The organism is Streptomyces sp. E-08, from assembly GCF_049913095.1.
Lineage (GTDB): Bacteria > Actinomycetota > Actinomycetes > Streptomycetales > Streptomycetaceae > Streptomyces.
Genome location: NZ_CP183971.1, coordinates 2,727,626 through 2,752,021 on the forward strand (window position 1 = coordinate 2,727,626; position 24,396 = coordinate 2,752,021).

22 protein-coding genes are annotated in these 24,396 nt (G+C 73.2%); 11 read left to right on the forward strand and 11 right to left on the reverse strand.

Annotated features, from left to right (window positions below):
* Nucleotides 1-5 precede the first annotated feature (5 nt).
* A complete protein-coding gene (gene murJ, locus ACN9MM_RS12490) occupies nt 6-1,628 on the reverse strand; it encodes a murein biosynthesis integral membrane protein MurJ (protein WP_426363694.1) in 1,623 nt (540 codons plus the stop codon).
* Nucleotides 1,625-2,812, reverse strand: coding sequence for a lipid II:glycine glycyltransferase FemX (locus tag ACN9MM_RS12495; protein ID WP_426363695.1), 1,188 nt, complete (start codon nt 2,810-2,812; stop codon nt 1,625-1,627). The genes murJ and ACN9MM_RS12495 overlap by 4 nt, the downstream gene beginning before the upstream one ends.
* A 240-nt stretch (nt 2,813-3,052) precedes the next feature.
* Here ACN9MM_RS12495 and ACN9MM_RS12500 point away from each other — a divergent pair, with 240 nt between their 5' ends.
* Nucleotides 3,053-4,213: an Ig-like domain-containing protein gene (locus ACN9MM_RS12500; protein ID WP_426368727.1), complete on the forward strand. Its 1,161-nt coding sequence runs from the start codon at nt 3,053-3,055 to the stop codon at nt 4,211-4,213.
* 80 nt (nt 4,214-4,293) lie between these two features.
* Here ACN9MM_RS12500 and ACN9MM_RS12505 read toward each other — a convergent pair whose 3' ends face one another.
* Entirely contained in the window at nt 4,294-4,947 is a 654-nt protein-coding gene (locus ACN9MM_RS12505) for a pirin family protein (RefSeq protein ID WP_426363696.1), read from the reverse strand.
* A gap of 71 nt (nt 4,948-5,018) precedes the next feature.
* Between ACN9MM_RS12505 and fasR the strand changes: the two genes are divergently transcribed.
* The 5 genes from fasR (at nt 5,019) to fabF (ending at nt 9,906) form a co-directional block, all read left to right on the forward strand.
* Nucleotides 5,019-6,200, forward strand: a complete 1,182-nt coding sequence (gene fasR / locus ACN9MM_RS12510) for a fatty acid biosynthesis transcriptional regulator FasR (protein ID WP_426363697.1) — start codon at nt 5,019-5,021, stop codon at nt 6,198-6,200.
* An 89-nt stretch (nt 6,201-6,289) separates the two neighbouring features.
* Nucleotides 6,290-7,207, forward strand: a complete 918-nt coding sequence (locus ACN9MM_RS12515) for an ACP S-malonyltransferase (protein ID WP_382870372.1) — start codon at nt 6,290-6,292, stop codon at nt 7,205-7,207.
* A gap of 18 nt (nt 7,208-7,225) precedes the next feature.
* Entirely contained in the window at nt 7,226-8,257 is a 1,032-nt protein-coding gene (locus tag ACN9MM_RS12520) for a ketoacyl-ACP synthase III (RefSeq protein WP_426363698.1), read from the forward strand.
* 58 nt (nt 8,258-8,315) lie between these two features.
* Complete coding sequence (locus ACN9MM_RS12525; RefSeq protein WP_426363699.1) at nt 8,316-8,564, forward strand: acyl carrier protein; 249 nt, start codon at nt 8,316-8,318, stop codon at nt 8,562-8,564.
* Nucleotides 8,565-8,643: 79 nt separating this feature from the next.
* Nucleotides 8,644-9,906 (forward strand): beta-ketoacyl-ACP synthase II, encoded by a 1,263-nt coding sequence (gene fabF / locus ACN9MM_RS12530; protein ID WP_190103543.1) that lies wholly within the window; start codon nt 8,644-8,646, stop codon nt 9,904-9,906.
* Between the two features lie 54 nt (nt 9,907-9,960).
* On the opposite strand, the gene ACN9MM_RS12535 is transcribed toward fabF, so the two are convergent.
* Complete coding sequence (locus ACN9MM_RS12535; RefSeq protein ID WP_426363700.1) at nt 9,961-10,437, reverse strand: hypothetical protein; 477 nt, start codon at nt 10,435-10,437, stop codon at nt 9,961-9,963.
* Between the two features lie 184 nt (nt 10,438-10,621).
* Nucleotides 10,622-11,116: a DUF3145 domain-containing protein gene (locus ACN9MM_RS12540; RefSeq protein ID WP_382870380.1), complete on the reverse strand. Its 495-nt coding sequence runs from the start codon at nt 11,114-11,116 to the stop codon at nt 10,622-10,624.
* Between the two features lie 258 nt (nt 11,117-11,374).
* Between ACN9MM_RS12540 and ACN9MM_RS12545 the strand changes: the two genes are divergently transcribed.
* Nucleotides 11,375-12,268, forward strand: a complete 894-nt coding sequence (locus tag ACN9MM_RS12545; RefSeq protein WP_426363701.1) for an SGNH/GDSL hydrolase family protein — start codon at nt 11,375-11,377, stop codon at nt 12,266-12,268.
* Nucleotides 12,269-12,328: 60 nt separating this feature from the next.
* Here the strand turns inward: ACN9MM_RS12545 and ACN9MM_RS12550 are convergent, their stop codons facing one another.
* Nucleotides 12,329-14,767: a beta-glucosidase gene (locus ACN9MM_RS12550; RefSeq protein WP_426363702.1), complete on the reverse strand. Its 2,439-nt coding sequence runs from the start codon at nt 14,765-14,767 to the stop codon at nt 12,329-12,331.
* A gap of 158 nt (nt 14,768-14,925) precedes the next feature.
* Here ACN9MM_RS12550 and ACN9MM_RS12555 point away from each other — a divergent pair, with 158 nt between their 5' ends.
* Nucleotides 14,926-15,510: a TetR/AcrR family transcriptional regulator gene (locus tag ACN9MM_RS12555; RefSeq protein WP_383801043.1), complete on the forward strand. Its 585-nt coding sequence runs from the start codon at nt 14,926-14,928 to the stop codon at nt 15,508-15,510.
* Here the strand turns inward: ACN9MM_RS12555 and ACN9MM_RS12560 are convergent.
* The gene (locus ACN9MM_RS12560; protein ID WP_426363703.1) at nt 15,507-16,304 is read right to left on the reverse strand and encodes an NAD(P)-dependent oxidoreductase; all 798 of its coding nucleotides are present in this window, start codon (nt 16,302-16,304) and stop codon (nt 15,507-15,509) included. The two genes, ACN9MM_RS12555 and ACN9MM_RS12560, sit on opposite strands and share 4 nt — an antisense overlap.
* Before the next feature lie 49 nt (nt 16,305-16,353).
* Between ACN9MM_RS12560 and ACN9MM_RS12565 the strand changes: the two genes are divergently transcribed.
* Together ACN9MM_RS12565 and ACN9MM_RS12570 are read left to right on the forward strand one after the other, a co-directional pair.
* On the forward strand, nt 16,354-17,271 hold the full coding sequence (locus ACN9MM_RS12565; protein WP_426363704.1) for a LysR family transcriptional regulator: 918 nt from the start codon (nt 16,354-16,356) through the stop codon (nt 17,269-17,271).
* Between the two features lie 32 nt (nt 17,272-17,303).
* Complete coding sequence (locus ACN9MM_RS12570; protein WP_426363705.1) at nt 17,304-18,017, forward strand: carbon-nitrogen hydrolase family protein; 714 nt, start codon at nt 17,304-17,306, stop codon at nt 18,015-18,017.
* A 115-nt stretch (nt 18,018-18,132) separates the two neighbouring features.
* On the opposite strand, the gene ACN9MM_RS12575 is transcribed toward ACN9MM_RS12570, so the two are convergent.
* Nucleotides 18,133-20,319 carry a M4 family metallopeptidase gene (locus ACN9MM_RS12575; protein ID WP_426363706.1) on the reverse strand — a complete coding sequence of 729 codons (2,187 nt, stop codon included), beginning with the start codon at nt 20,317-20,319 and terminating at the stop codon, nt 18,133-18,135.
* Between the two features lie 147 nt (nt 20,320-20,466).
* Here ACN9MM_RS12575 and ACN9MM_RS12580 point away from each other — a divergent pair, with 147 nt between their 5' ends.
* Nucleotides 20,467-21,429, forward strand: coding sequence for a LysR family transcriptional regulator (locus tag ACN9MM_RS12580; RefSeq protein WP_426363707.1), 963 nt, complete (start codon nt 20,467-20,469; stop codon nt 21,427-21,429).
* 6 nt (nt 21,430-21,435) lie between these two features.
* Here ACN9MM_RS12580 and ACN9MM_RS12585 read toward each other — a convergent pair whose 3' ends face one another.
* From ACN9MM_RS12585 to ACN9MM_RS12595, 3 genes are all read right to left on the reverse strand, one after another.
* Nucleotides 21,436-22,272, reverse strand: a complete 837-nt coding sequence (locus ACN9MM_RS12585) for an EI24 domain-containing protein (protein WP_426363708.1) — start codon at nt 22,270-22,272, stop codon at nt 21,436-21,438.
* A gap of 10 nt (nt 22,273-22,282) precedes the next feature.
* A complete protein-coding gene (locus ACN9MM_RS12590) occupies nt 22,283-23,845 on the reverse strand; it encodes a serine/threonine-protein kinase (protein WP_426363710.1) in 1,563 nt (520 codons plus the stop codon).
* Between the two features lie 115 nt (nt 23,846-23,960).
* A complete protein-coding gene (locus tag ACN9MM_RS12595; RefSeq protein WP_426363711.1) occupies nt 23,961-24,383 on the reverse strand; it encodes an organic hydroperoxide resistance protein in 423 nt (140 codons plus the stop codon).
* Nucleotides 24,384-24,396 lie beyond the last annotated feature (13 nt).

Below are 24,396 nucleotides of genomic sequence, written 5' to 3' on the forward strand. Positions count from 1 at the left end.
CGGTGTCAGGTTCGGTGGGTCAGGGTGCGCAGGCGGGCCGTGCCGGAGGCCAGGAGCGTCTGGAGTTCCGTGAGGCGCAGCGGCCGCGACAGCAGCGCGAACGTCGCGAGCACCGTCGCCGCGCCCGCCAGGCCCGCCACGACCGGCCCCGCCACCGCCGTCCCGTCCGCCACGAACAGCCCGTATCCGGCCGCCGGGACCGCCGCGACGAGGAGCCGGGCGAGCGCGGGGAAGGCCCCGCCGGACGCGCCCCCCAGGCGGCGGCGGAGCGCGTACGCCGTCACCGCCCAGCCCGCCCACAGGGCCAGCGAGTACGCCGCCGCCATGCCCGTGACCGCCCAGCGGGTCGGCAGGACGTGGTACGCGGCCAGGGAGAGGCCCGCGTTCAGGGCCGCGATGACGAGGTTCAGGAAGAACGGGGTCCGGGTGTCGCGCAGGGCGTAGAACGCGCGGGTGCACACGTACTGGCCGGAGAGGGCGACCAGACCGGGCGCGAACGCCATCAGGGTCCAGGACATGGCGCGGATGTCGTCGGCCGTGGTCGCCCCGTACCGGAAGACGACCGTCATCAGGGGGACGGCGAGGGCGAGGAGCGCACAGGCAGCCGGGACGATCGCGGCCGCGCTGGTCCGCAGGGCGTACGAGACGTCCCGTCGGACTCCGGCCAGGTCGCCGTCCGCCGCCGCTCCGCTCATCCGGGGCACCAGCGCCGTCACGAGGGAGACGGTGATGATGCCGTGCGGGACCGTCCAGAGGAGGTAGGCGTTGTTGTACGCGGCGAGGCCCGTGCCGCCGCTGTTCTTCGAGTCGCCCGCCGTGGTCGCCAGCCACGTCGTCACCCAGTACGCCCCCTGGTTGGTGAGGACGAGCAGCACCAGCCAGCCCGCCGAGCGCAGCGGCGCGGCGAGGCCGCTGCCGCGCCAGTCGAAGCGGGGCCGCCAGCGGAAGCCGGCGGCGCGCAGCGAGGGCAGCAGGGCGAGGGCCTGGACGGCGATGCCGGCGGTGGTGCCCCAGCCGAGGAGGGCGGTCTCCCCGGGGGTGAGCTCGCCGCCGTCGCTGACGACGAGGAAGAGGCCGAAGACGGTGACGGCGACGACGTTGTTGAGGACGGGGGTCCACATCATGGCGCCGAACCGGCCCCGGGCGTTCAGGACCTGCCCGAGCAGGGTGAAGAGTCCGAGGAAGAAGATCTGCGGCAGGCACGCGCGCGCGAAGGCGACGGTCATGTCCCGCTGTCCGCCCGCGTAGTCGGTGTACGTGTCGACGATCAGCGGAGCGGCGAGGACGGCGACCGCCGTGAGCGCGGTCAGGGCGAGCGCGCAGAGCGTGAGGAGGCGGTCGGTGTAGGCGACTCCGCCGTCCTCGTGCTCCTTGGCGGCCTTGACGAGTTCGGGGACGAAGACGGCGTTGAGGGCGCCGCCGAGGAGGAGCATGTAGACGATCGTGGGGACGGAGTTGCCGACCGCGTACCCGTCGGCGACGAGGCCCGCGCCGAGCGCGGCGGCGACGACCGAGGCCCGCACGAAGCCGGTGGCCCGGGAGACGAGCGAGCCGGCGGCCATGAGGGCGCCGCTGCGCAGCGCGGAGGTCTTCGGCGCCGGTGGTGCCGTGGTGAGCGTCGCCGTCATCGTCGGGCCATGTAGGCCTGGAACGCGCGGTACAGCGCCCCGTTGGTCGTGCCCTGCATAGGTGTCTCCCACTCCCCCAGCGTCTCGACGACCTGTCCGCCCGTCCCGAGCTTCCAGCGGAGCAGCCCGTGGGCGCGGTCGCCCGGATCGAGGGTGGAGGGTACCCCGCGCAGGTCGTAGACGGCGGCGCCGAGGGCGTGGGCGTCGAGGAGCATGCGCCACTGGAGGGCGTTGGAGGGCCGGACCTCGCGGCGGTGATCGGCGGAGGCCCCGGTCTGATACCAGACGCGGCCGCCGACCGTGAGCATGGTGTGCGCGGCAAGGATCTCGCCCTCGTGGCGGGCGAGGTAGAGCCGCATGCGGCCCGGCTGCTCGGCGTTGAGGACGGCGTACTGGCGCTCGTAGTAGGCGAGGGAGCGGCCGAGGCGGAAGCCGTCGCGTTCCTCGGTGATGCGCAGGAGCCGGTAGAACTCGGGGAGGTCGGCGGCGGAGCCGACGACGACCTCGACGCCGGACTTCCGGGCCTTGCGGACGTTGCGCCGCCACTCCTGGTTGAGTCCGGTCCACAGGTCGTCGGTGCTGCGGCCGGCGAGCGGGACCTGGAAGACGTGGCGGGGCTGGGCGTCGGCGCCGTCCTCGGAGTCGCCGCCGCACTTGCGCCAGCCGCGGGCGCGGAGCCGTTCGGCGACGGCGGTTCCCAGCGGGTCGACCTCGTCGGCGAGGACGTCGGAGAGGCGGCTGCCGGGTCCGGTGCCGGCCTTGACGGTGGCGGCGTTCCAGCGGCGGTAGGCGGGCCCGGGCCCCATGCGGACGGCGAAGGCGCCCAGGGAGCGCAGATGGCCGAGGAGCGGGGCGAGCCAGCCGTCGAGGTCGGGGTCCGCCCAGTCGGCGACGGGCCCTTCGGGCAGGTAGGCGAAGTACTTCCGGGTGCCGGGGAAGGGACGGAGGAGGACGAGCGCGACGCCGGAGAGCGCCGCCCCTTCGCGTCCCCAGCCGACGAGTTGGTGGCTCCAGCCGTCCTTCACCTGCGCCCAGGAGGGGAGTTGGAGGAAGCTGGGCCCGTCCGCGCCGGAGCGGGAGCCGAGGAACGCGCGGTACGCCTCGGGGGTCACGGGCCCGAGCCTGACCGGTCCTGCGGGGGCGCGGCGGTCGGTGGGTGCGGCCGTCACGAGCAGCGCTGACACAACGGGAGCCTCCTTGTTCCGCCCCTCGATGGTGGGGCGCACAGCAGGCTCACAGCCGAATTCGACGGGTGCGCGCGGTGATTGTGACGGGACGGTGACGGTTGTGCCGCAGCCCTCGTCACAGAGGCGTCCGGCGCCCCACGGGGGTGGAGGAGCGTCCTACAGTCCAGGACATCCCACCTTTTCCTCACACCGCGGAGGTCTTCCGTGCTGCCGATACGCACCGCGCCGCCGATACGCATGTCCCGCCCCGTCCTGGCCGCCGTGGCGCTCGTCGCCTCCCTCACCGCCTGCACGGCCCAGGCGGCGGACGGGGGCTCGTCCGGCTCGGGGTCCGGGGCGGCGAAGGACGCGTCCCCGGTGAAGGTGACCGTCGTGGACCGGGCGGCCGGCAAGCCGGTGTCGGTGACCGCGACCGGCGGGACGCTCACGGAGGTGAAGGTCGTCGACGGCGAGGGCGGGATCCTCAAGGGCCGTACGGGGGCGGGCGGTACGAGCTGGGCCTCGGACCGCAAGGCTGCGCCGGGCACCTCGTACACGGTCGAGGTGACGTCCCGCACCTCCGACGGCAAGCAGTCGACGAGCCTGTCGTCGTTCGCGACCCCGGAGCCCGAGAAGGTCAACAAGGTGACGCTGGCCCCCGGCAAGAACACCACGGTCGGCATCGGGCATCCGCTCTCCATCGTCTTCGACCTGCCGGTGACGCGGAAGGCGGACGTGGAGAAGCAGCTCAAGGTGACCACCTCGAACGGAACCGAGGGCTCCTGGGGCTGGGTCAAGGACTACTCGGGCCGGGACAGGGCGGACTGGCGCCCCCGGGACTACTGGAAGCCGGGCACGAAGGTCACCCTCGAAGCGGACCTCGACGGTACGGACTCGGGCGGCGGCTGGTTCGTACGCGACTACCGCACCGGCTTCACCGTCGGCGCCTCGCAGGTCGTCAAGGTCGACCTCGACGCGCACCGGCTGAGTGTCGTACGGGACGGGCGGACCGTGCGGACGATCCCCGTCTCCGGCGGCACCCCGGGCGGCGACAAGCGGTCCTGGCGGGGCACGGCCGTGCTGATGGCGAAGGAGGGCACCATCAACATGAACTCGGAGACGGTCGGCCTCGGGGACGCCTACGACAAGGACGTGGACTACTCGATGCGCCTGACCTGGTCGGGCATGTACGCGCACGCGGCCCCGTGGAACGCGCCGTACTTCGGCAAGGCGAACAAGAGCTCCGGGTGCATCGGCATGAGCGACGAGAACGCGGCGTCGTTCTACGCCTCGGTGAACGTGGGCGACCCCTTCGAGATCAAGGGGCGGGAGACGAAGGGGGTCGTGGCGGAGGGGAACGGCTACGGGGCGTGGAATCTGAGCTGGGAGCAGTGGAAGGCGAAGAGCGCCCTGCGCTGACGCGCCCGCACCACGCCCCGCCGTGCCCGCGCCCGCACGCGGCGGGCGGCGGGCGGCGGGCGCCGTCCGCGGCGGGGGCGTCAGGGGGTTCGCATCGTCCACACCAGGAGTTCCGTGGCCGCCGTGGCGGTCACTTCGAGGGCCTTCTCGGCCGTGAGTCTCGCCGCGTCGCCCGGGCCCAGTTCCTCCGTGCCCAGCGTCACCCCGCCCCGTACCACGTGCACGTACGTGAAGTCCGCCGCCGGGACCGTCGCGGAGTCGCCCGGCCCGAGGCGCTCCACGCGCAGGACCGCTCCCGCCGCCGGGAGGGCGTACGGGTCCTCGACGCCCCGCACCACGTCGTACGACGGCTCCCCGCCCGGCGTCAGCGGGGCGAGCCACATCTGGACGAAGGTCAGGGGGACGTCGCCGTCGTTGCGTTCGACGTGGCGTACGCCGCCCGCCGAGCTCAGGTGCTGGAGGTCGCCGGGGCGGACCACCGAGGTGTGCCCGGCGGTGTCGGCGTGGGTGAGTTCGCCCTCCACCACCCAGGTCACGATCTCCGTGTGGCTGTGCGGATGCTCGTCGAAGCCCGCGCCGGGCGCGAGCCGCTCCTCGTTGCAGGCGAGGAGGGCGCCGAAGCGGAGGTTGTCGGGGTCGTAGTACGGACCGAAGGACAGGGCGTGCCGGGTCTCGATCCCGGCCCCGGGGTCGCCTCCGGGATACCGGTCGCCCGCGCGCTGGATGCGTATCACGGACGTACCGTAGCCCGGGGAAACGGCCCCGACCCCGCACGCCGGCGTCCCGATAAGGCAGTCTTGTCCCCGTGCCTGAACCCGTGAACGCCGCCCATCCGCATGCCGCGACCCTGAAGCGTCTCGAACAGTCGTCCGGGAGGCTCGCCGCCGGCGCCATCGCCCGCATGGACGAGACGCTGCCGTGGTACCGCGCGATGCCGCCCGAGAACCGGTCGTGGATCGGTCTGGTCGCCCAGGCCGGCATCGCCGCGTTCACCGAGTGGTTCCGGCACCCGGAGACCCCGCAGGCCATCTCGACGGACGTCTTCGGCACGGCCCCCCGCGAGCTGACCCGCGCGATCACCCTGCGCCAGACCGTGGAGATGGTCCGGACGACCATCGAGGTCATGGAGTCGGCCATCGACGAGGTCGCCGCCCCCGGCGACGAGTCCGTGCTCCGCGAGGCGCTCCTCGTCTACGCCCGGGAGATCGCCTTCGCCACCGCGCAGGTGTACGCGCAGGCCGCCGAGGCCCGGGGCGCCTGGGACGCGCGCCTGGAGTCGCTGGTGGTGAACGCCGTGCTCTCCGGCGAGGCCGACGAGGGCGCCGTGTCGCGGGCCGCCGCGCTCGGCTGGAACTCGCCGGACCACGTGTGCGTGGTCCTCGGCACCGCCCCCGACGGGGACAGCGAGCTGACGGTGGAGGCGATCCGCCGGGCCGCCCGGCACGCCAAGCTCCAGGTCCTCACCGGCGTCCTCGGCAACCGGCTCGTCGTCATCGCGGGCGGCAACGACAATCCCCTCGCCGTCGCCAAGGCGCTGATCGGGCCGTACGCGGCCGGCCCCGTCGTCGCCGGCCCCGTCGTCCCCGACCTGCTCGCCGCGACCCGCTCCGCGCAGGCCGCCGCCGCCGGGCTCAAGGCCTGCTCGGCCTGGCAGGACGCGCCGCGCCCGGTCCTGGCGGACGATCTCCTCCCCGAGCGCGCCATCGCCTCCGACCCTTCGGCGCGCGAGCAGCTGGTGGAGGAGATCTACAGACCACTGGAGGAAGCGGGCTCCGCGCTGCTCGAAACTCTCAGTGTCTATCTGGAGCAGGCGAGCAGCCTGGAAGGCGCGGCCCGCATGCTTTTCGTCCACCCGAACACCGTGCGCTACCGGCTCCGACGTGTGACCGACGTCACCGGCTGGTCACCCTCCGATGTGCGCTCCGCGTTCACGCTGCGGATCGCCCTCATTCTCGGACGCTTGGCCGACGGAGATCAGCAGTCCTAGACTTTTGTCGAACACCAACAATTCCCCCGACGGTTCTTCGTCCTTGTCCCCACGGGCGCTCGAAGCCGTCCCCAAGAGAGAGTGTGAGGGTGCTCGTACTCGTCGCTCCCGGCCAAGGCGCTCAGACGCCCGGCTTCCTGACCCCCTGGCTCGAACTCCCCGGCGCCGCCGACCGCATCGCGGCCTGGTCGGACGCGATCGAGCTCGACCTCGTCCGCTACGGCACGAAGGCGGACGCGGACGAGATCCGCGACACCGCCGTGGCACAGCCCCTCCTCGTCGCCGCCGGTCTGCTGTCCGCGGCCGCGCTCGGTGACGTGGCCCCCGGCGTCGTCGCCGGTCACAGCGTCGGCGAGTTCACCGCCGCCGCCTTCGCGGGCGTCCTCGACGACGAGGCCGCGCTCCGCCTGGTCCGTACCCGCGGACTCGCGATGGCCGACGCCGCCGCGATCACCGCGACGGGCATGTCGGCGCTGCTCGGCGGCGACCCCGAGGTGACCGTCCCGCACCTGGAGAAGCTCGGCCTGACCGCGGCCAACGTGAACGGCGCCGGCCAGATCGTGGCCGCCGGCACGCTGGAGCAGCTGGCCGCCCTGGAGGCGGACAAGCCCGAGGGCGTCCGCCGGGTCGTGGCGCTCAAGGTCGCCGGCGCGTTCCACACACACCACATGGCCCCGGCCGTGGCGAAGCTGGAGGAGGCGGCGAAGCAGCTGTCCCCGGCCGCCCCGGTCACCCGCTACGTCTCCAACAAGGACGGCCAGGTCGTCACCGACGGCGCCGAGGTCGTGGCCCGGCTGGTCGGCCAGGTCGCGAACCCGGTCCGCTGGGACCTGTGCATGGAGACCTTCCAGGCGCTCGGCGCGACCGCGCTGATCGAGGTGTGCCCCGGCGGCACCCTGACCGGTATCGCCAAGCGGGCCCTGCCGGGCGTGGCCACGGTCGCGCTCAAGACTCCCGACGACCTCGACGCGGCCCGTACGCTCATCGCCGAGCACGCGGCCGTCTGACAAGGAGTGTCGAGAAACATGTCGAAGATCAAGCCCAGCAAGGGCGCCCCGTACGCGCGGATCCTCGGTGTCGGCGGCTACCGCCCCACCCGGGTCGTGCCGAACGAGGTGATCCTCGAGAAGATCGACTCGTCCGACGAGTGGATCCGCTCGCGCTCCGGCATCGCCACCCGTCACTGGGCCTCTCCGGAGGAGACCGTGGCCGCCATGTCGGTGGAGGCCTCGGGCAAGGCGATCGCCGACGCCGGGATCAGCCCCGAGCAGATCGGTGCCGTGATCGTCTCCACGGTCTCGCACTTCAAGCAGACGCCGGCCGTCGCCACCGAGATCGCCGACAAGATCGGCGCCGGGAAGCCGGCCGCGTTCGACATCTCCGCCGGCTGCGCGGGCTTCGGCTACGGCCTGACGCTCGCCAAGGGCATGATCGTCGAGGGTTCGGCGGAGTACGTTCTGGTCATCGGCGTGGAGCGGCTCAGCGACCTGACGGATCTGGAGGACCGCGCGACGGCCTTCCTGTTCGGCGACGGTGCCGGCGCCGTGGTCGTCGGCCCGTCCGAGGAGCCGCACATCGGCCCCACGGTCTGGGGTTCCGAGGGCGACAAGTCCGAGACGATCAAGCAGACCGTGCCGTGGAACGAGTTCCACGTCGGCGACGTCTCGCAGCTGCCGCTCAACGAGCAGGGCGAGATCAAGTTCCCCGCCATCACGCAGGAGGGTCAGGCGGTCTTCCGCTGGGCCGTCTTCGAGATGGCGAAGGTCGCCCAGCAGGCGCTGGACGCCGCCGGCATCACGGCGGACGACCTGGACGTCTTCATCCCGCACCAGGCGAACATGCGGATCATCGACTCGATGGTGAAGACTCTGAAGCTGCCGGAGCACGTCACGGTCGCCCGTGACGTGGAGACCACCGGCAACACCTCGGCCGCCTCGATCCCGCTCGCGATGGAGCGGCTCCTGGCGACCGGGAAGGCGAAGAGCGGCGACACCGCGCTCGTCATCGGCTTCGGGGCGGGTCTCGTCTACGCCGCGACGGTCGTTACCCTCCCCTAGGCACACCGGATCTTCCGGAAGCCCCTGTACCGAAGTAACCGCAAGAAGGAGCAGCACTATGGCTGACACCCAGGAAGAGATCCTCAAGGGCCTCGCCGAGATCGTCAACGAGATCGCCGGTATCCCGGTCGAGGACGTCCAGCTGGACAAGTCCTTCACCGACGACCTGGACGTCGACTCGCTGTCCATGGTCGAGGTCGTCGTCGCCGCCGAAGAGCGTTTCGACGTCAAGATCCCCGACGAGGACGTCAAGAACCTCAAGACCGTGGGCGACGCCGCCGACTACATCCTGAAGCACCAGGCCTGATTCGGCCCTCGCTGACTCGGTCCGCCACCCGGCGGTGGCGCCGTACTTCGACCATCACACACGTGGAGAAAGAATTCCTGTGAGCTCGACCAATCGCACCGTGGTCGTCACCGGTCTCGGCGCAACCACACCGCTGGGTGGCGACTCCGCATCGACCTGGGAAGGTCTGATCGCGGGACGCTCCGGCGTCAAGCCCCTCGAGGGCGAGCGCTTCGCCGAACTGCCCGTCAAGATCGCGGCCCTCGCCGCGGTCGACCCCGGCGACGTGCTGCCCCGCCCGCTGGCCCGCAAGCTGGACCGCTCGGCGCAGTTCGCGCTGATCGCGGCCCGTGAGGCATGGGCCGACGCGGGCTACACCGGCCCGGCCGGTGAGGACGAGAAGATCGTGCCCGAGCGGCTCGGCTCCGTCATCGCCTCCGGCATCGGTGGTGTGACGACCCTGCTCGACCAGTACGACGTGCTGAAGGAGAAGGGCGTCCGCCGCGTCTCCCCGCACACCGTGCCCATGCTCATGCCGAACAGCCCCTCCGCGAACGTGGGCCTGGAGGTGAACGCCCGGGCGGGCGTCCACACCCCCGTCTCCGCGTGCGCGTCGGGTGCCGAGGCGATCGGCTACGCCGTCGAGATGATCCGTACCGGCCGTGCCGACGTGGTCGTCGCCGGCGGTACCGAGGCCGCGATCCACCCGCTGCCGATCGCCGCCTTCGCCAACATGATGGCGATGTCCAAGAACAACGACGAGCCGACGAAGGCCTCGCGTCCCTACGACACCGGCCGCGACGGCTTCGTGCTCGGCGAGGGCGCGGGCGTCGTGATCCTGGAGTCCGAGGAGCACGCGAAGGCGCGCGGCGCCCGCATCTACTGCGAGGTGCTCGGCCAGGGCCTGTCGGCCGACAGCCACCACATCGCGCAGCCCGAGCCGACCGGCCGGGGCATCGCCGCCGCGATGCAGAACCTGCTGGACTCGACGGACCTCAAGCCGTCCGAGGTCGTCCACCTCAACGCGCACGCCACGTCGACGCCGCAGGGCGACGTCGCCGAGATCAAGGCGCTGCGGAAGGTCCTGGGCGACGACCTGGACCACGTCGCGATCTCCGCGACGAAGTCGATGACCGGTCACCTGCTGGGTGGCGCGGGCGGCATCGAGACCGTCGCGACGGTCCTGGCGCTCCACAACCGCCTGGCCCCGCCGACGATCAACGTCGACGACCTGGATCCGGCGGTCGAGGCCGACATCGTCCGCGACGAGCCCCGCGAACTCCCGCAGGGCACGATCGCCGCGATCAACAACAGCTTCGGCTTCGGTGGGCACAACGTGGTCCTGGCGTTCCGCACCGTCTGACGCACCCACGACGAAGGCCCGCTCCCCACACGGGGGGCGGGCCTTCGTCGTGTGTCAGCGGAGGGCGTAGGCCGCTGGTTCCGCGTGCATCAGGATCTGGTTGAGGACGACGTGTCCGCCGGGGACCGGGACGAGTTCGGGATAGATGGAGATCGCCGCCTTCTTCGTGGCGCAGGGCTTGTCGTGGCGGCCGTACGCGATGAGCCCGACGCCCTCCTCGGTGTCCGGGGTCATCGCGCAGAGCGCCTCGCGGGTGGGCGCGGGCACGCTCCACCGGACGCGGCCGTCGGCGGCGTCGTACGCGAAGAGGCCGTCGGTCCGGCCCTGGGCGACGGCGGAGCCGAGGCCCCAGAAGCCGACGGACTCGTCGCCGGCCCGGCCCGCGGGCGGCACGGTCCACGCGACGGCAGGCCGGGGGGCGAGAGAGGGCTTCGCGGGTGCCTTGCCCGCCGGGTCGGTGTCGTCCGCGTCGCCGTCCCCGGCGGTGAGCGCCCAGATGCCGCCCGCGAGGAGCGCGAGGGCCCAGACCACGGCGGCGGCGACCAGCGAGGACCGGCCGGGCCGGATTCGCGTCCCCCTTGTCGAGGCTGGGGCCGGGGCTCTGCGTCCCGCCGCGCCGCCGTCCCACGAGGAGCGTCGCCCCCAGCGCCCCGCTCACCAGGGCGCACACGAGGGCCGCCCGGCCCGTCGGTCAGGTGCCGCCGGTGAGGGGGTGTCAGACGACCTGGTGCAGCCAGCGGACGGGGGCACCCTCGCCCGCGTACCGGAAGGGTTCCAGCTCGTCGTCCCAGGGCTTCCCGAGCAGCTTGGCGATCTCCGCCTCCAGCTGGGTCTCGCCCTGCGCGGAGCGCGCGAGGGCGGCCCGCAGCCGGTCCTCGGGGATCAGGATGTCCCCGTGCATGCCGGTGACGGCATGGAAGATGCCCAGGTCGGGGGTGGCGCTGTAGCGCTCGCCCTCGGCGGTGGGGCAGGGCTCCGCGGTGACCTCGAAGCGGAGCATCTGCCAGCCGCGGAGCGCGGAGGCGAGCTTCGAGGCGGTGCCGGTCTGGCCCTTCCAGGAGAACTCGGCTCTCCAGGTGCCGGGGGACGCCGGCTGGCGGATCCAGTCGAGCTGGACCCTCGCACCGAGGACGCCCGCCACCGCCCATTCGACGTGCGGGCACAGCGCGCGCGGTGCGGAGTGTACGTACAGGACTCCACGTGTCGTCACCGGGACCTCCAGTGTGGGACGAGGTTCGCCTTGTCCAGCGGCCTCAGTAAACAGCATCAGGAGCAGAACACCGCAAACCGTCAAAAAGGGGACAGTATGTGACGTGATGTAATTTACCGGAGCCGGTCGGCGAAGGCGCCTCTGGTTCGACGGGGGAAAAGCTACCGTGCCGCACCGTCATCGGTGTGACGTACGGTCGGTCCGGGGGCGAGTGAACACGAAGCTTTCACCCGCCAGGACGCCGAAGGAGGGCCGGGGATGCGCGGCCGACGCCGATTCCGTACCGCTGTCGCCGCCGCGACGGCCGCGCTGCTGTGCGGCGGTGTGCTCTCCGGCTGCACCGCCGGGGACCCGGAGGCGGCGGCTCCGAGCGCCCGGTCCACCCCGCGCCCGACCCCGAGACCCACGCCGCTGTGGGACGTCTCCCCCGCGTCCGTCGCGGCCGTCGGCGACTCCGTGACCCGCGCCTTCGACGCGTGCTCCGTCCTGTCGGACTGCCCCGAGGTGTCGTGGGCGACCGGGACGGACACCGCCGTCAACAGTCTGGCGCTGCGGCTGCTCGGCCCGGCGAAGGTGGCCACCCACAGCTGGAACCTGGCCCGGACGGGCGCGCTGATGGCGGAGCTCCCGGAGCAGATGGCCGGGGCCGCGGCCGAGAAGCCGGAGCTGGTGACGGTGATGATGGGGGCGAACGACGCCTGCCGGGCGACGCCGGACCTGATGACCCCGGTCGCCGATTTCCGTGCCTCGTTCCAGACGGCCCTGGCCCGGCTGCGGGCGGGTGCGCCGAAGGCGCAGGTGTACGTGGCGAGCGTGCCGGACCTGAAGCACCTGTGGTCGACGGGGCGGGTGAGCCCGATGGGGCTTCAGGTGTGGAAGTTGGGGATCTGCGGCGCGATGCTGGCCGACGCGGAGGACCTGGGTGCGGCGGCGGAGCGGCGCCGGGCCGCGGTGCGGGACCGGGTGGTGGCGTACAACGAGGTCCTGGAGGAGGTCTGCGCGAAGGACGCGCGCTGCCGGTACGACGGCGGGGCGGTCTTCGGGTTCCGCTTCGACGGCGGTCAGTTGAGCCCCTGGGACTGGTTCCATCCGAGCAGGGACGGGCAGGCGCGGCTCGCGGAGCTGGCGTACCGGCGGATCACGAAGGAGTGAGGGACCCCGGGGCGGTTGTCAGGTGCCGCCCCGGGGCCGGTTCTCGGGGATCCCGGGAGGTCAGATCTCCAGGGTGGCGGTCAGGCGCGCGTCGGTGAGGGAGTGGGCGGCGACGACCTCGTACGCGCCGGTGACGAGGGTCCAGTCGTTCTTCTCGTCGTCCCAGATCTCGAAGGCGCGGCGGGGCAGCGCGATCTCGGTCTCGACGGTCTCGCCGGGCGCCGCCTCGACGTTCGCGAAGGCGGCGAGCCAGCGGGCGGGGCGCTCGACGGTGTCGTCGACCGGCGCCAGGTAGATCTGGACGGTCTCGCGGCCGGGCCGGTCGCCGGTGTTGGTGATCCGGGCGGTGACCGTGCCGGGGGCCGCGACCAGGGAGTCGTACGACCAGGTGGTGTAGCCGAGGCCGTGGCCGAAGGGGTACGCGGGGACGGCCCCGGCCCTGTCCCAGGCGCGGTAGCCGATGAAGACGCCCTCGGTGTAGTGCAGTTCCCCGCCGGTCGGGGTGACCTCGGTGACGGGGACGTCGGCGAGGGCGACGGGCCAGGTGGTGGGGAGGCGCCCGCCGGGCTCCTCTGCGCCGGTGAGGACGTCGGCGAGTGCGGCGCCGCCCTCCTGGCCCGGGAACCAGCTGAGCAGGACCGCGGCCACGTCCTCGCGCCAGGGCAGTTCGACCGGGGAGCCGGCGTTGACGACGACGACGGTGTTCGGGTTGGCGGCGGCCACGGCCCGTACGAGGTCGTCCTGCCGGCCGGGGAGGGCGAGGTCCTTGCGGTCGAAGCCCTCGGACTCGACGCGCTCGGTGGTGGCGACGACCACGACGGCGGTGTCGGCGGCGCGGGCGGCCTCGACGGCCTCGGTGATCAGTTCGTCGGGGTCACGGCGGGGACCGAGGTGGACGAAGGAGAACATGACGGCCGGGAGCGGGGCCGCGAACTCCTTGTCGAGGGTGTGGAGCAGGGAGACCTCGACGGTCTCGCCGGCGGTGAGCGTGACCTTGGCGCGCTCGACCGGGGAGCCGAAGAAGGCCTCGAAGGGGTCGGTCTCGGGGCCCATGGCCTGGACGCCGTCGAAGACGGTCGTGCCGGCGACGGCGAGGGTGAAGGCGCCGAGGCCGCGGGTGCCGAAGGCGTGCTCGCCGGACTCGCGCGGGGTGAAGGTGCCGACGACCTCGATGGAGGCGAGGGCCCGGTGGGTGACGCCCTCGGGGAGGTCGTCGCCGATCCACTGGACCTGGCCGTTGGGCAGGGAGCCCTCACCGAGGAGGCGGCCCTCGGCGTCGCGGCAGCGGGCGCGCAGGGTGAAGCCCTGATCGGCGGGGGTGAGTTCCTCGCTGGGGTCGGCGCCGACGGTGAACGTCAGCGCGCCGTCGGGGAGGGCGGCGGTGAGACCGTCGAGCGGGGAGACGACGTGCTCGGGGAAGACCTGGGCGGAGCCGCCGCCGAGGACCCGGGCGTCGCGCGCGGCGGCGCCGGAGAGCGCGACGGTGGTGCCCGCGGCGAGCGGCAGGGCGCCGTTCTCGTTGCGTACGAGGACGAAGCCGCGGCGGGCGATCTCGCGGGCGAGGGCGTCGCCGTCGAGGGCGGCGGGGTGTTCGGTGACGACGGGCGGGGCGCCTTCGAGGGCGCCGACGCGGGCGGCGAGCCGCAGGACGTTGCGCACGGCGGTGTCGACCAGGGACTCCTCGACCTCGCCGGCGCGGACGGCGGCGGCGAGGGCCGGGCCGTAGACGGTGTCGGGGCCGGGCATGGCGACGTCGAGGCCGCCCCGGATGTCGCCGGTGGTGGAGCGGGCGGCCATCCAGTCGGAGACGTTGTAGCCGTCGAAGCCCCACTCGCCGCGCAGGACCTCGTTCACGAGCTCGTGGTGCTCGGTCATCGTCACGCCGTTGACCTGGTTGTAGGCGGTCATGATGCCCCAGGGGCGGGCGTTCTCGACGATGGTCTCGAAGGGGGCGAGGTAGAGCTCGCGGAGCGGGCGCGGGGCGATCCGGTTGTCGACGGTGAAGCGGTCGGTCTCGGCGTCGTTGGCGACGAAGTGCTTGACGGTGGTGCCGACGCCGCCGTCCTGGACGCCCTGGACGTAGCCGGTGCCGATGGCACCGGTGAGGTACGGGTCCTCGCTGTAGGCCTCGAAGTGGCGGCCGCCGAGCGGGGTGCGGTGCAGGTTGACCGTGGGCGCGAGGAGGACGTGGACGCCCTTGCGGCGGGCCTCCTGGGCGAGGAGGTGGCCGGCCCGGCGGGCGAGCGCCGGGTCCCAGGTGGCGGCGAGGGCGGTCGGGGACGGGAGCGCGACCGACGGGTCGTCGGCGGTCCAGCGGACGCCGCGGACGCCGATGGGGCCGTCGGACATGACCAGGGACCGCAGGCCGATCTCCGGCACGGCGGGCAGGGACCACATGTCCTGGCCCGCCAGCAGCCGGGTCTTGGCGTCCAGGTCGAGCTTGCCGAGCGCCGCCTCGACGACCGTGTTCCTCACGGTCTCCGCGCTGGTCTCCGCCATGGCCGTACCTCCTCGTTGACGTACCGAATGACCCCGATGCGCCCATCGTGCACCCACCTACCTGTAGTTCGGTAGGTGACGTTATCATTCTGTTGCTTTAAGGTCGCGGCGAGGAGGTACGGTCCTGTCGGACGAACCTGCGAAAGGGGGCCACGGCGATGGTGCGGGCCAGAAGCGAGGAGCGGCGCGCGGACATCCTGCGCGCCGCCCTCGAAGTGATCGCCGAGCGCGGCTACCGGGGCGCCACCCTCGGCTCCGTCGCCGAGCGCGTCGGGCTGACCCAGCAGGGGCTGCTGCACTACTTCCCGACGAAGGAGGCCCTGCTCGTCGCGGTCCTGGAGGAGCGGGACCGCTGGGACACCAGCGGCGGCCGGGACCGGGAGGGCTGGCGGCTCGACCTCCTGGAGTCCCTCGTCGAGTACAACGCGATGCGGCCGGGGATCGTGCAGACCTTCTCCGCGCTGCTCGGCGAGAGCGTCACCGACGGGCATCCGGCGCGGGAGTTCTTCACCGAGCGGTACGCGCAGGTGCGGGCCAACATGGCGGACGTCCTGCGCCTGGAGTTCGGCGAGCGGCTGCCGGGCGGCCTCACCCCGGAGCGGGCGGCGCCGCTGCTCACGGCGGTGATGGACGGCCTCCAGTACCAGTGGCTCCTGGATCCGTCGGCGGTGGACATGCCGGGCGCCTTCCGGGACTTCCTGCGGCTGCTGCACGGCGGGGACGGCTCCGGGGAGCGCGGCTAGCGGGCGACCGCCGCCAGGTCCTCGGCCAGGAGGGCCGGGTCCTCGGTGAGGAGGGCGTGGACGGCCTCCAGGACGGGGAGCTTCGCCGCGGACGTGGCCAGGGCGACGTCCTTGGCGGCGAGGGCGACCGGGAAGTACGAACCGGTGGCGGTGGCCCGGCCGACGGCGCCGGAGAGGGGGCCCGCGCCGAGGGTGCGGAGCGCCAGCTCGCGGGGCAGGCCGAGGGCGCCGGCGAGCGCGAGGGCCTCGGCGACGAGGGCGACCCCGCCGATCGCGGCGTTGATGAGGACCAGCTTGAGGGCGGCGCCGGAGCCGGGCCCGCCGCAGGGCGTGACGGTTCCGAGCCGGTCGAGGACGGCGGCGACGGGCGCGGTGTCGCCGCCCGCGAGGATCATCAGCTCGCCGGAGGCGGCCCGGTCGACGCTGCCCATGACGGGCGCGTCGATCAGGGTGACCCCGGCGGGGACCCGGGCGGCGAGGGCCGCGTCGGTGTCGGGGCCGACCGTCGAGGTGTCGATCCAGTGGGTGCCGGGGCGCAGGGCGGGGATCATCTCGTCGGCGACGGCGAGGGCGGCGGCCGGGTCCGCGAGCATCGTGACGACGACGTCGGCGTCCCGGACGGCCTCGGCGGGGGTCGCGGCGCGGACGGCGCCGCCGGCGACGAGGGCGTCGGCCTTGGCGGCGGTGCGGTTCCAGACGGTCAGGGGGTGTCCGGCGTCGAGCAGGCGGCGGGCCATCGGCAGGCCCATGGATCCGAGGCCGAGGAAAGCGGTCTTCTGCGGGGTGTTCTCCATGGCGTCGACGCTAGGCCCGGCTCCCGCATGCGACAAGCGAATGTCTAGCATGGTTGCCATGTCCGTCTCGCATGGCTTGTACGAGGCCTTCCTCGCGGTCGCCCGCGCGGGCTCCCTCACCGCCGCCGCCCACACCCTCGGGTTCACGCAGTCCGCGGTGTCCCGCCAGGTCCAGGCCCTGGAGGAGGAGATGGGCGCGGAGCTGTTCGAGCGGCTGCCGCGCGGGGTGCGGCTCACCGAGGCGGGCCGGGTGCTGCTGCCGCACGCCGAGGCGGTACGGGACCGGCTGGCCGCCGCCCGGGCCGAACTGGCCGCCCTGCGCACGCTCGACGGCGGGCTGCTGCGGCTCGGGGCCTTCTCCAGCGCGACCGCCTCCCTCGTACCGCGCGCGCAGGCCGCCTTCCGGGAGCGGCACCCGGGGGTCGTGGTCACGCGCGTGGAGGGCCCCTCGGCCAAGCACCTCGGGCTCGTCGTCGCCGGGGAGGAGGATCTCGCGGTGGTGAGTCCGGCGCCCGTCACGGCCCCGCCGCCCGGCGTGACGCTGCATCACCTGCTCGACGAGCCGATGCTGGTGGCCCTGGAGGAGCGGCATCCGTACGCACGGCGGCGGGCGGTGCGGCTCGCCGACCTCGCCGACGAGGAGTGGATCGTCGGCAACGAGCGACTGGAGGACACCTTGTTCCGTCCGGCGGTCGCCGCCGGGTTCCGGCCGCGCACGGGGCTGCTCGCGCACGACTGGATCGCCAAGCTGGGGGCGGTCGCTGCGGGGCTCGGCGTCACGCTCGTGCCCGCGCTGGCGGCGGCCTCGGTGCGCCGGGACGTCGCGCTCGTCACGATCCATCCGGACGACGTCCCGTACCGCCGGATCTGCGCGGCCACTCCGACGAGCCCGACGGTCGCGGCGACCGCCTTCCTCGGCCTGCTCCGCGAGACGGCGGAGGAACTAATACCCACTACCCACTCTTGATCCTTACGGAGGGGCGCGGGATGATGGGGGCCATGATCGTCGCAGCCACCCAGTTCACCCCGGCCGCCGGGGACATCGACGCCAACGTCCGTACGATCGCCGGTCTGGTCCGGGCGGCCGGGGCGGAGGGGGCCCGGGTCGTGGTCTTCTCCGAGCTCTCGCTCACCGGGTACGAGCCGTCCCTGATCCGGGACACGCCCGCGCTGGTCCTCGCCGAGGACGACCCCCGCCTCGATCCCGTACGGGAGGCGTGCCGGGCCGTGGGCGCGGCGGCCGTGGTCAACGGGCCGGTACGGACGGAGGGTCCGGGCGCCGGGATCACCTCGCTCGTGATCGGCCCGGACGGCTCGCTCCTCGCCCGCTACGACAAGCGGCACCTGTACGGGGTCGAGGCGGAGGTCTTCGCGCCGGGCGCCGCCGACGGGCGGTTCGCGCTCGACGGGGTCCGGTTCGCCCTGGCCACCTGCTACGACAACCGTTTCCCGGAGCTCGCCGAACGGGCGGTGGCCGACGACTGCTCGGTGTACCTGGCGAGTTCGGTGCTGGGCGCCGGCAACGACTCCTTCGAGAAGGTGTATCCGGTGCGGGCCCGCGACTTCGGTCTGTACGTGGTCCTCGGCAACGTCCTGGGCGCCAACGAGGACGGGGTCGGCGTCGGCCGGGCCGGGGCCTGGGGTCCGGACGGCGAGCGGATCGCGGACGCCGGGACCGAGGGGCCCGGGTTCGTCCTCGCCGAGGTGCGCTGAGCACGGGAGAAGGGCCGGACGGTCGTGGGACATACGACCGTCCGGCCCCCGGGAGGCCGTCACGGAACCCCCGGTCCGCGACGCCCCCCGCCCCCGTTGCGGGGAGCTCGTCCCCTTACGGGGCGCTCAGGCCCAGCGTGTACGCGCCGGAGCCGCTGTACGCGTGGACCACGTACCGGTAGTAGCCCGCGGTGCCGTAGTAGCTGGTGTCCTCGTCGGCCGTCGCCGTGCCGCCGACGGCCACGTCCACCCAGGTCGACCCGTTCCACTTCTGCAGGTACAGGTCGAAGTCGGTGCCGGCCGGGCCGCGCAGGCAGCCCACGTGGGTGCCGGAGGTCGCCGAGTAGTAGTACGAGCCGTCCGGCTGGGCCGCGGCCTGACCGGAGGCCAGGGTGCCCTGGTACGTGTGCTCGGTGCCGTCGCAGCCGGTGGGCGGGGTCGTGGTGCCGACCGACAGCTGGTAGGTGACCGTGTGGGTGGCGGAGCCCGTACCGGTGACGGTGAGGGGGTACGTGCCGTTGGCCGTGCCCGCGGCGACCTGGACGGTCATCGTGGACGAGGAGCCGGAGGTCACCGAGGCGGGGCTGAAGGAGACGGTGACGCCGCTCGGGGCGCCGCTCGCGGAGAGCTGCACGGTCTGCGCGCTGCCGCCGGTGGTGGAGGTGTTCACCGTGGAGGTGACGGAGGCGCCGGCCTGGACCGAGCCCGAGGACGGGTTCAGGGCGAGCGAGAAGTCCGGCGTGGTGGTGCCGCCGCAGTCGGTCTCACCGGACTGGGCCGGCACGCCGACCGCGTTCCAGGCCGCCTTCACCGCGTTGCACTCGGCGCTGCCGTAGGTGTTCTTGGCGCTGGTCAGGGTGGCCTTGCGGGCGGCGAGGTGGTTCCAGGAGGAGGTCTTCATGAGCAGGGCGCCCATGAAGATCTTGCCGGCCTTCTGGATGCCGACGCCGGTCACGGAGGACGGACCGCCGGAACATATCGGGCTGTTGGGCTTGCCACCGCCCGGGTTGGAGCCCTCGGCGAGCAGGTAGAACCAGTGGTTCTGCGGACCGGCGCCCGCGTGCACCTCGGTGCCGGAGGTCAGCTGGGTGTAGCAGTTGGGGTCGTTGTTGATGAGCGACGGGTTGTACATGTTGCGGATCGGCTGGTTGTTGCCGGTGAAGTTCAGCTTCTCGCCGACGGTGTAGTCCGGGGTGTCGTTCGGGTTGTTGGCGTAGTGCTCGGTGAGGGCGCCGAAGATGTCGCCCGTCGACTCGTTCATGCCGCCGTTCTCGTTGGACGAGCCCGAGCTGCCCGGCGTCCGGTCGAAGATCTCGTGGCCGTACTCGTGCGCCACGACGTCGATGCCGGTGAGCTGCATGGTGCCGTTCTGGTTGCGGCCGTACGTGGTCTTCGTACCGTCGTAGTACGCGTTGACCTCGCTCAGTCCGGCGCGGGCCGGGACCATGCCGCCCTGGCCGTTCTGGCCGTTGTAGCCGAACCACTCCTTGAGCATGGAGTGTTCCTTCTGCGCCGCGTACATGATGTCGACGCAGGCGGTCACCAGGTCGTTGGCGGCGTTGTTGCCCCAGGGCGAGGAGCCCGTGTAGGCGCTGCCGTTCTGGCCGCCGCACTTGAAGGAGCCGCGGCTCGTGTCGGTCATCGAGCTCGCGGCGGTGTCGATGGTGACGTTGCCGTTGTGGTAGCCGCGGCCGTCGGCGTGCAGGATCTTGTCGGTGGCGCGGGCGACGGAGCCGGTGCGCGCGTCGACGAAGGTGTCGAGGGAGCTGGGGGCGTCCTGCGCGGTCCGGCCGATGACCAGGGTGTGCCAGGTCAGGACGGCCTTGCCGCCCTTGAGGAGCACGGTGAGCTCCGGGGTGCTCGCGCTCTCGACCGAGGCCAGCTGTCCGCGGGCGGTGGCGAGGGCCGCGGCGGCCGTCACCGTCGCCTTCGTGGAGACCCGGATGGCGGGGGCGGTGGCGCCGGTGACCTCGCGGACCTTGCCGGAGCTGTCGGAGACCACGACCGCGTCGCCGCCGACGACCGGGAGGCCGCGGTAGCTGCGCTCGTACGAGGCGTAGTACAGGCCGTTCGCCCAGGGGGTGACGGACGTCCGGACGAGGTCCTCGTCGGCGCCGTGCCGCAGCTCGTCGAGACCGCTCGCCGCGGCCTTGTCCGCGGCGGCGAGCGCGAGGGACCTGCCGTGCCCGGGCGGTACGGGCTGCGCCTGCGGGGCCGCGGCGGCGGGGCCGGCGAGGGCGGTCGCGAGGCTCGCCGAGAGCGCCAGGGCGGCCACGGTCGCCGTGAGTCTGGTGGGGTGCAACGTCTGCTCCGATCGGGGTGTGGATCGTGGTGGGGGAGACGGATCGTCGCGCCGAGTATGGGCGTGGACATGGCCAGTTCGGGACATCTCACGCGGCATAAGACGCGGGTTATGGTGCGCCCGTGCGCCGCTGCGTACGCTGCTGAGATGCAGCTGGAGTTGAGGCATCTTGAGGCCGTCTGCCGGATAGCGGAGGCGGGCAGCCTGGGGCGGGCCGCCGGGCGGCTCGGGGTCTCTCAGCCGGCCCTCTCGGCGCAGCTCCGCCGCATCGAGCGGGTCGCCGGCGGGGAGCTGTTCCTGCGCGGCCGGCACGGCGTGGAGCCCACCCCGCTCGGCGAGTTCGTGCTCTCCAAGGCGCGGCTCGTGCTCGGCGAGATGGACGCGCTGGCCGCCGGGGCGCGGGCCGTCGCCCCGCACACCCCGCTGCGCCTCGGCTGCATCCTGCTCGTCCTCGTCGACCGGCTGCTCGGGGAGCTGGAGCGGGTCGTGGCGGGGCAGGAGATCGCCGTCACCGTGGAGCACTCGGCGACGACACTGACCCGGCAGCTCGGCGCCGGACGGTACGACGCCGTGCTGTACGGGGAGGTCAACGACCACGAGGTGCCGCTGCCGGAGGGGACGATGGCCCGCACCCTCGTCCCCAAGGAGCCGTTCTGCGTGCGTCTCTCGGCGGCGCACCCGCTGGCGGGCCGGGAGCGGATCGCGCTCGCCGAGCTGGCGGACGAGTCCTGGATGACGCTGGTGGAGGACGACGACGGCGGCCCCGAGGCGCTGGTCGCGGCCTGTGAGAAGGCCGGGTTCACGCCCTCGCTCCGGCACCGGGTCGCGGACCGCAAGATGCACTACGACCTGATCGCGTCGGGCCGGGCGATCTCGATGAGCCAGCCGACGGCCCCGGCGGCGGAGGGCACGGTGCTGCGCCCCCTGGAGGGCGACCCGGTGACGGGACGGATCCGGCTCGCCTGGAACCGGGCGGCGGTCCCCGCCCCGCAGGCGGAGCTGCTGTACGGGGCGGCGGCCCGCGCCTATCTGGCGAACGTCGGCAACAACGCCTTCCACCGGGTGTGGTGGGACGCGCGGCCGGAACTGCACCCGGTCCTGGAGGGCTGAGCGGGCTCAGCGGGAGAGGTGGTGCGCCTCCCGCCCGTCACCCGCGGAGGGAAGGCCGCCGCCGTTCCGGTCGTGCTCGTCGTCCCCGTCCGCCTCGCCGTCGGCCGTCTCGCCGCGCAGGTCACGGACCATCAGGGTGGCTCCGGCGACCGCTCCCGGCATGAGGAAGACGGCCACGAAGGGGATCAGGAAGGCGAGCGTCAGCGGGACGCCGAAGCCCAGGACGGCCATCCGGCGCCCGCGGAGCAGCCGCAGCCGCTCCTTGAGCTCGACGCCCCGGCGCTGGAGCGCGACGGCCGTCAGCTCCTCGGTGAGGAAGAAGCCGGAGACGCAGAAGCCGATGGCGGGGACGACGGTCTGGCCGACGACGGGGATGAACCCGCAGGCGAAGAGCAGGATGCCGTAGAGCGCGACCCGCAGCAGGATCCGCAGGCTGTCACGGGCCGAGATCCACAGCTCGCGCAGGAGCGGAAGGCCCGACTCGGGCACCTCGCCGCCCTGGCTGCGGTCGACCTCCTCGGAGAGCGACTCGTAGAAGGGCTGGCCGACGAGGAGGGTGACGGCGGTGAAGGTGATGACCGCGAGGAAGAGGCCGAAGGCGAAGACGAGGGCGGTCAGGGTGCCGCGGAAGATCCCGAGCCAGGGCGAGGTCCAGTCGTCGGCGAACGGCGTCGCCCACGCGGCCAGGTCGTCGGCGCCGTAACCGAGGCCGACGAGCGCCGCCGCGTAGAGGACGAGCGTCACGAGCCCGGGCAGCAGCCCGAAGCCGAACCACCGTCCGTGCCGGCCCACCCACTTCTGGCCCTGCAACAGGTACTTGAAACCCACCCCGAGATCACGCATGGAGGTCACCCTAACCGCCGGTCGCGCGGAAGGATTCCACGGTCGCCCCGAAGCGGGTCCGGGCCTCCTCCAGGCGGCTCACCGGGGCGGACACCCACACGTCGTACAGGGTCCCGTCCTCCTCCCAGGCGATGTCGAAGGTGTGCCGGGCCCCCTCGGCGCGGGTGAAGCCGTCCCAGGTGAACTCCCAGCGGGCGGCGGGCAGCCCCCGGTGCGTCGTCTCCTCGGCCCTGGCGTCGCGGTACCCCGGGTTGGTCTTCGGACCGTCCTCTGCGGAGGCGCGCATCACCCCGATCGCCCCGCCGGGCGGGACCGGCCGGATCCGCACCCCGACCCGGACGGCTCCGTCGGGCGAGGTGTAGACGACCCGCTCGCCGTCGGTCGAGCGGATCGCCCCGTAGGGGACGAGCAGGGTGAAGCCGCTCTCGTCGGTGACCTGCCGGGACACCGGCTGCCCCGGCCCGGAGACCGGGGTTCGGGGAGGGGTGGTCGCCGGGGCCGACGTCGCCGTGGAGCCGGTGCCGGTCGCGCCGGGCGTCCCCGCCGGCGGCTCGTCCTGCATCGCGAGCAGTACCGCCACCGTGGCCGCCGCCGCGCAGACCGCGACGGCGGCCGTCACGAACGGCAGCGCCCCCGCTCGCCGGCGGCCGCTCCCCCGGCCCCCGGCGGTCGTGTCCGCACCCGCCGGCGCCGGGGCGGCGGCGGGCAGGGCGTCCTCGCGCAGGGTCGGGAGGGGGGTGAGGGCCGCCGGGTCCTCCCCCGCCGCGCACGCGGCGAGCAGCCGGCGTGCCTCGGCGGCCCCGAGGCGCAGCTCCGGATCCCGTTCGAGCAGGCCCCGGACGACGGGCACGAGGGGTCCCATGCGCGCGGACGGCCGGATCTCCTCGTACACGATCGCGTGCAGGACGGCGCCGATCGAGTCCCGGCGGAAGGGCGAGGTGCCCGTCGCCGCCGCGCACAGGACCGCGCCGAGCGACCACAGGTCGGAGGCGGGCCCCGCGTCGCCGCCCTGCATCCGCTCCGGCGCCGTGTACTCCGGGGTGCCGATGAAGGCCCCGGTCCTGCTGAGCGTGGTGGCGTCGGGGAGGCTGGCGATGCCGAAGTCGGTGAGGACCGCCCTGCCGCTGTCCTTCTCCAGGAGGACGTTGGCGGGCTTCACGTCCCGGTGCAGCACGTCACGGGCGTGGGCGGCGGTCAGCGCGTCGAGCAGGTCGAGTCCGAGCCGGGCGGCCTCCCGGGGGGAGAACACCTCGCCGGCGGCCAGCCGGTCGGCGAGGGAGCCGCCCTCGACGAGCTCCATCACCAGGGCGGGCCGGCCCTCGTGCTCGACGACGTCGTGGACGACGATCACATGGGGGTGGCGGACCTGCGCGACGACCCTGGCCTCCCGCAGGGCGCTTGCCGGGTCGGCGCCGGAGTCGAGCGCGAGGGTCTTGACCGCGACCTGGCGTCCGAGCAGCTCGTCGGTGGCCCGCCGGACGATGCCCATGCCGCCCTGGCCGAGCCGTTCGCCCAGCCGGTACCGCCCGCCGATCAGCTCGGGATCGACCTTTTCCGACCCGTCGTACGCCACGACCGCGCTCCCCCCGTCCACCGACACGGACATGATGCCGCAAGCCCGTCCGGACGCGACGAGGACCGCGCCCCGGTCGGTCGGGGTGCGGCCCTCGTGCGGTGCGCGTCCGGGATCAGACGGCGAGCTCGACCGTGATGTTGCCGCGGGTCGCCTTGGAGTACGGGCAGACCTGGTGGGCCTTCTCGATCAGGCTCTTGGCGGTCTCGGCGTCCACGTTCGGGATGGTCGCCGAGATCTTGACGATGATGCCGAAGCCGTCGTCGTTCTTGCCGATGCCGACCTCGGCGGTGACCGTCGAGCCCGAGATGTCGGCGTTCTCGTTGCGGGCGACGACGCCGAGCGCGCCCTGGAAGCAGGCGCTGTAGCCGGCCGCGAAGAGCTGCTCGGGGTTGGTGCCCGCGCCGGAGCCGCCCATGGCCTTGGGCGGGTTCACGACGACGTCGAGCTGACCGTCCTCGGTGGCGACGCGCCCGTCACGGCCGTTCTCGGCGGTGGCGACGGCGGTGTAGAGAACGTCGGACTGCTGGATGGACATGCTGGGTACTTCC

Excerpts from the sequence above, each read along its gene's own strand:
- murJ (WP_426363694.1), bottom strand. The coding sequence starts at position 1,628 with ATGACGGCGACGCTCACCACGGCACCACCGGCGCCGAAGACCTCCGCG.
- ACN9MM_RS12570 (WP_426363705.1), top strand. The coding sequence starts at position 17,304 with ATGATCGTCGCAGCCACCCAGTTCACCCCGGCCGCCGGGGACATCGAC.
- ACN9MM_RS12565 (WP_426363704.1), top strand. The coding sequence starts at position 16,354 with ATGGTTGCCATGTCCGTCTCGCATGGCTTGTACGAGGCCTTCCTCGCG.
- ACN9MM_RS12595 (WP_426363711.1), bottom strand. The coding sequence starts at position 24,383 with ATGTCCATCCAGCAGTCCGACGTTCTCTACACCGCCGTCGCCACCGCC.
- ACN9MM_RS12500 (WP_426368727.1), top strand. The coding sequence starts at position 3,053 with ATGTCCCGCCCCGTCCTGGCCGCCGTGGCGCTCGTCGCCTCCCTCACC.
- ACN9MM_RS12580 (WP_426363707.1), top strand. The coding sequence starts at position 20,467 with ATGCAGCTGGAGTTGAGGCATCTTGAGGCCGTCTGCCGGATAGCGGAG.
- ACN9MM_RS12560 (WP_426363703.1), bottom strand. The coding sequence starts at position 16,304 with ATGGAGAACACCCCGCAGAAGACCGCTTTCCTCGGCCTCGGATCCATG.
- ACN9MM_RS12585 (WP_426363708.1), bottom strand. The coding sequence starts at position 22,272 with ATGCGTGATCTCGGGGTGGGTTTCAAGTACCTGTTGCAGGGCCAGAAG.
- ACN9MM_RS12545 (WP_426363701.1), top strand. The coding sequence starts at position 11,375 with ATGCGCGGCCGACGCCGATTCCGTACCGCTGTCGCCGCCGCGACGGCC.
- ACN9MM_RS12525 (WP_426363699.1), top strand. The coding sequence starts at position 8,316 with ATGGCTGACACCCAGGAAGAGATCCTCAAGGGCCTCGCCGAGATCGTC.
- ACN9MM_RS12520 (WP_426363698.1), top strand. The coding sequence starts at position 7,226 with ATGTCGAAGATCAAGCCCAGCAAGGGCGCCCCGTACGCGCGGATCCTC.
- ACN9MM_RS12555 (WP_383801043.1), top strand. The coding sequence starts at position 14,926 with ATGGTGCGGGCCAGAAGCGAGGAGCGGCGCGCGGACATCCTGCGCGCC.
- ACN9MM_RS12550 (WP_426363702.1), bottom strand. The coding sequence starts at position 14,767 with ATGGCGGAGACCAGCGCGGAGACCGTGAGGAACACGGTCGTCGAGGCG.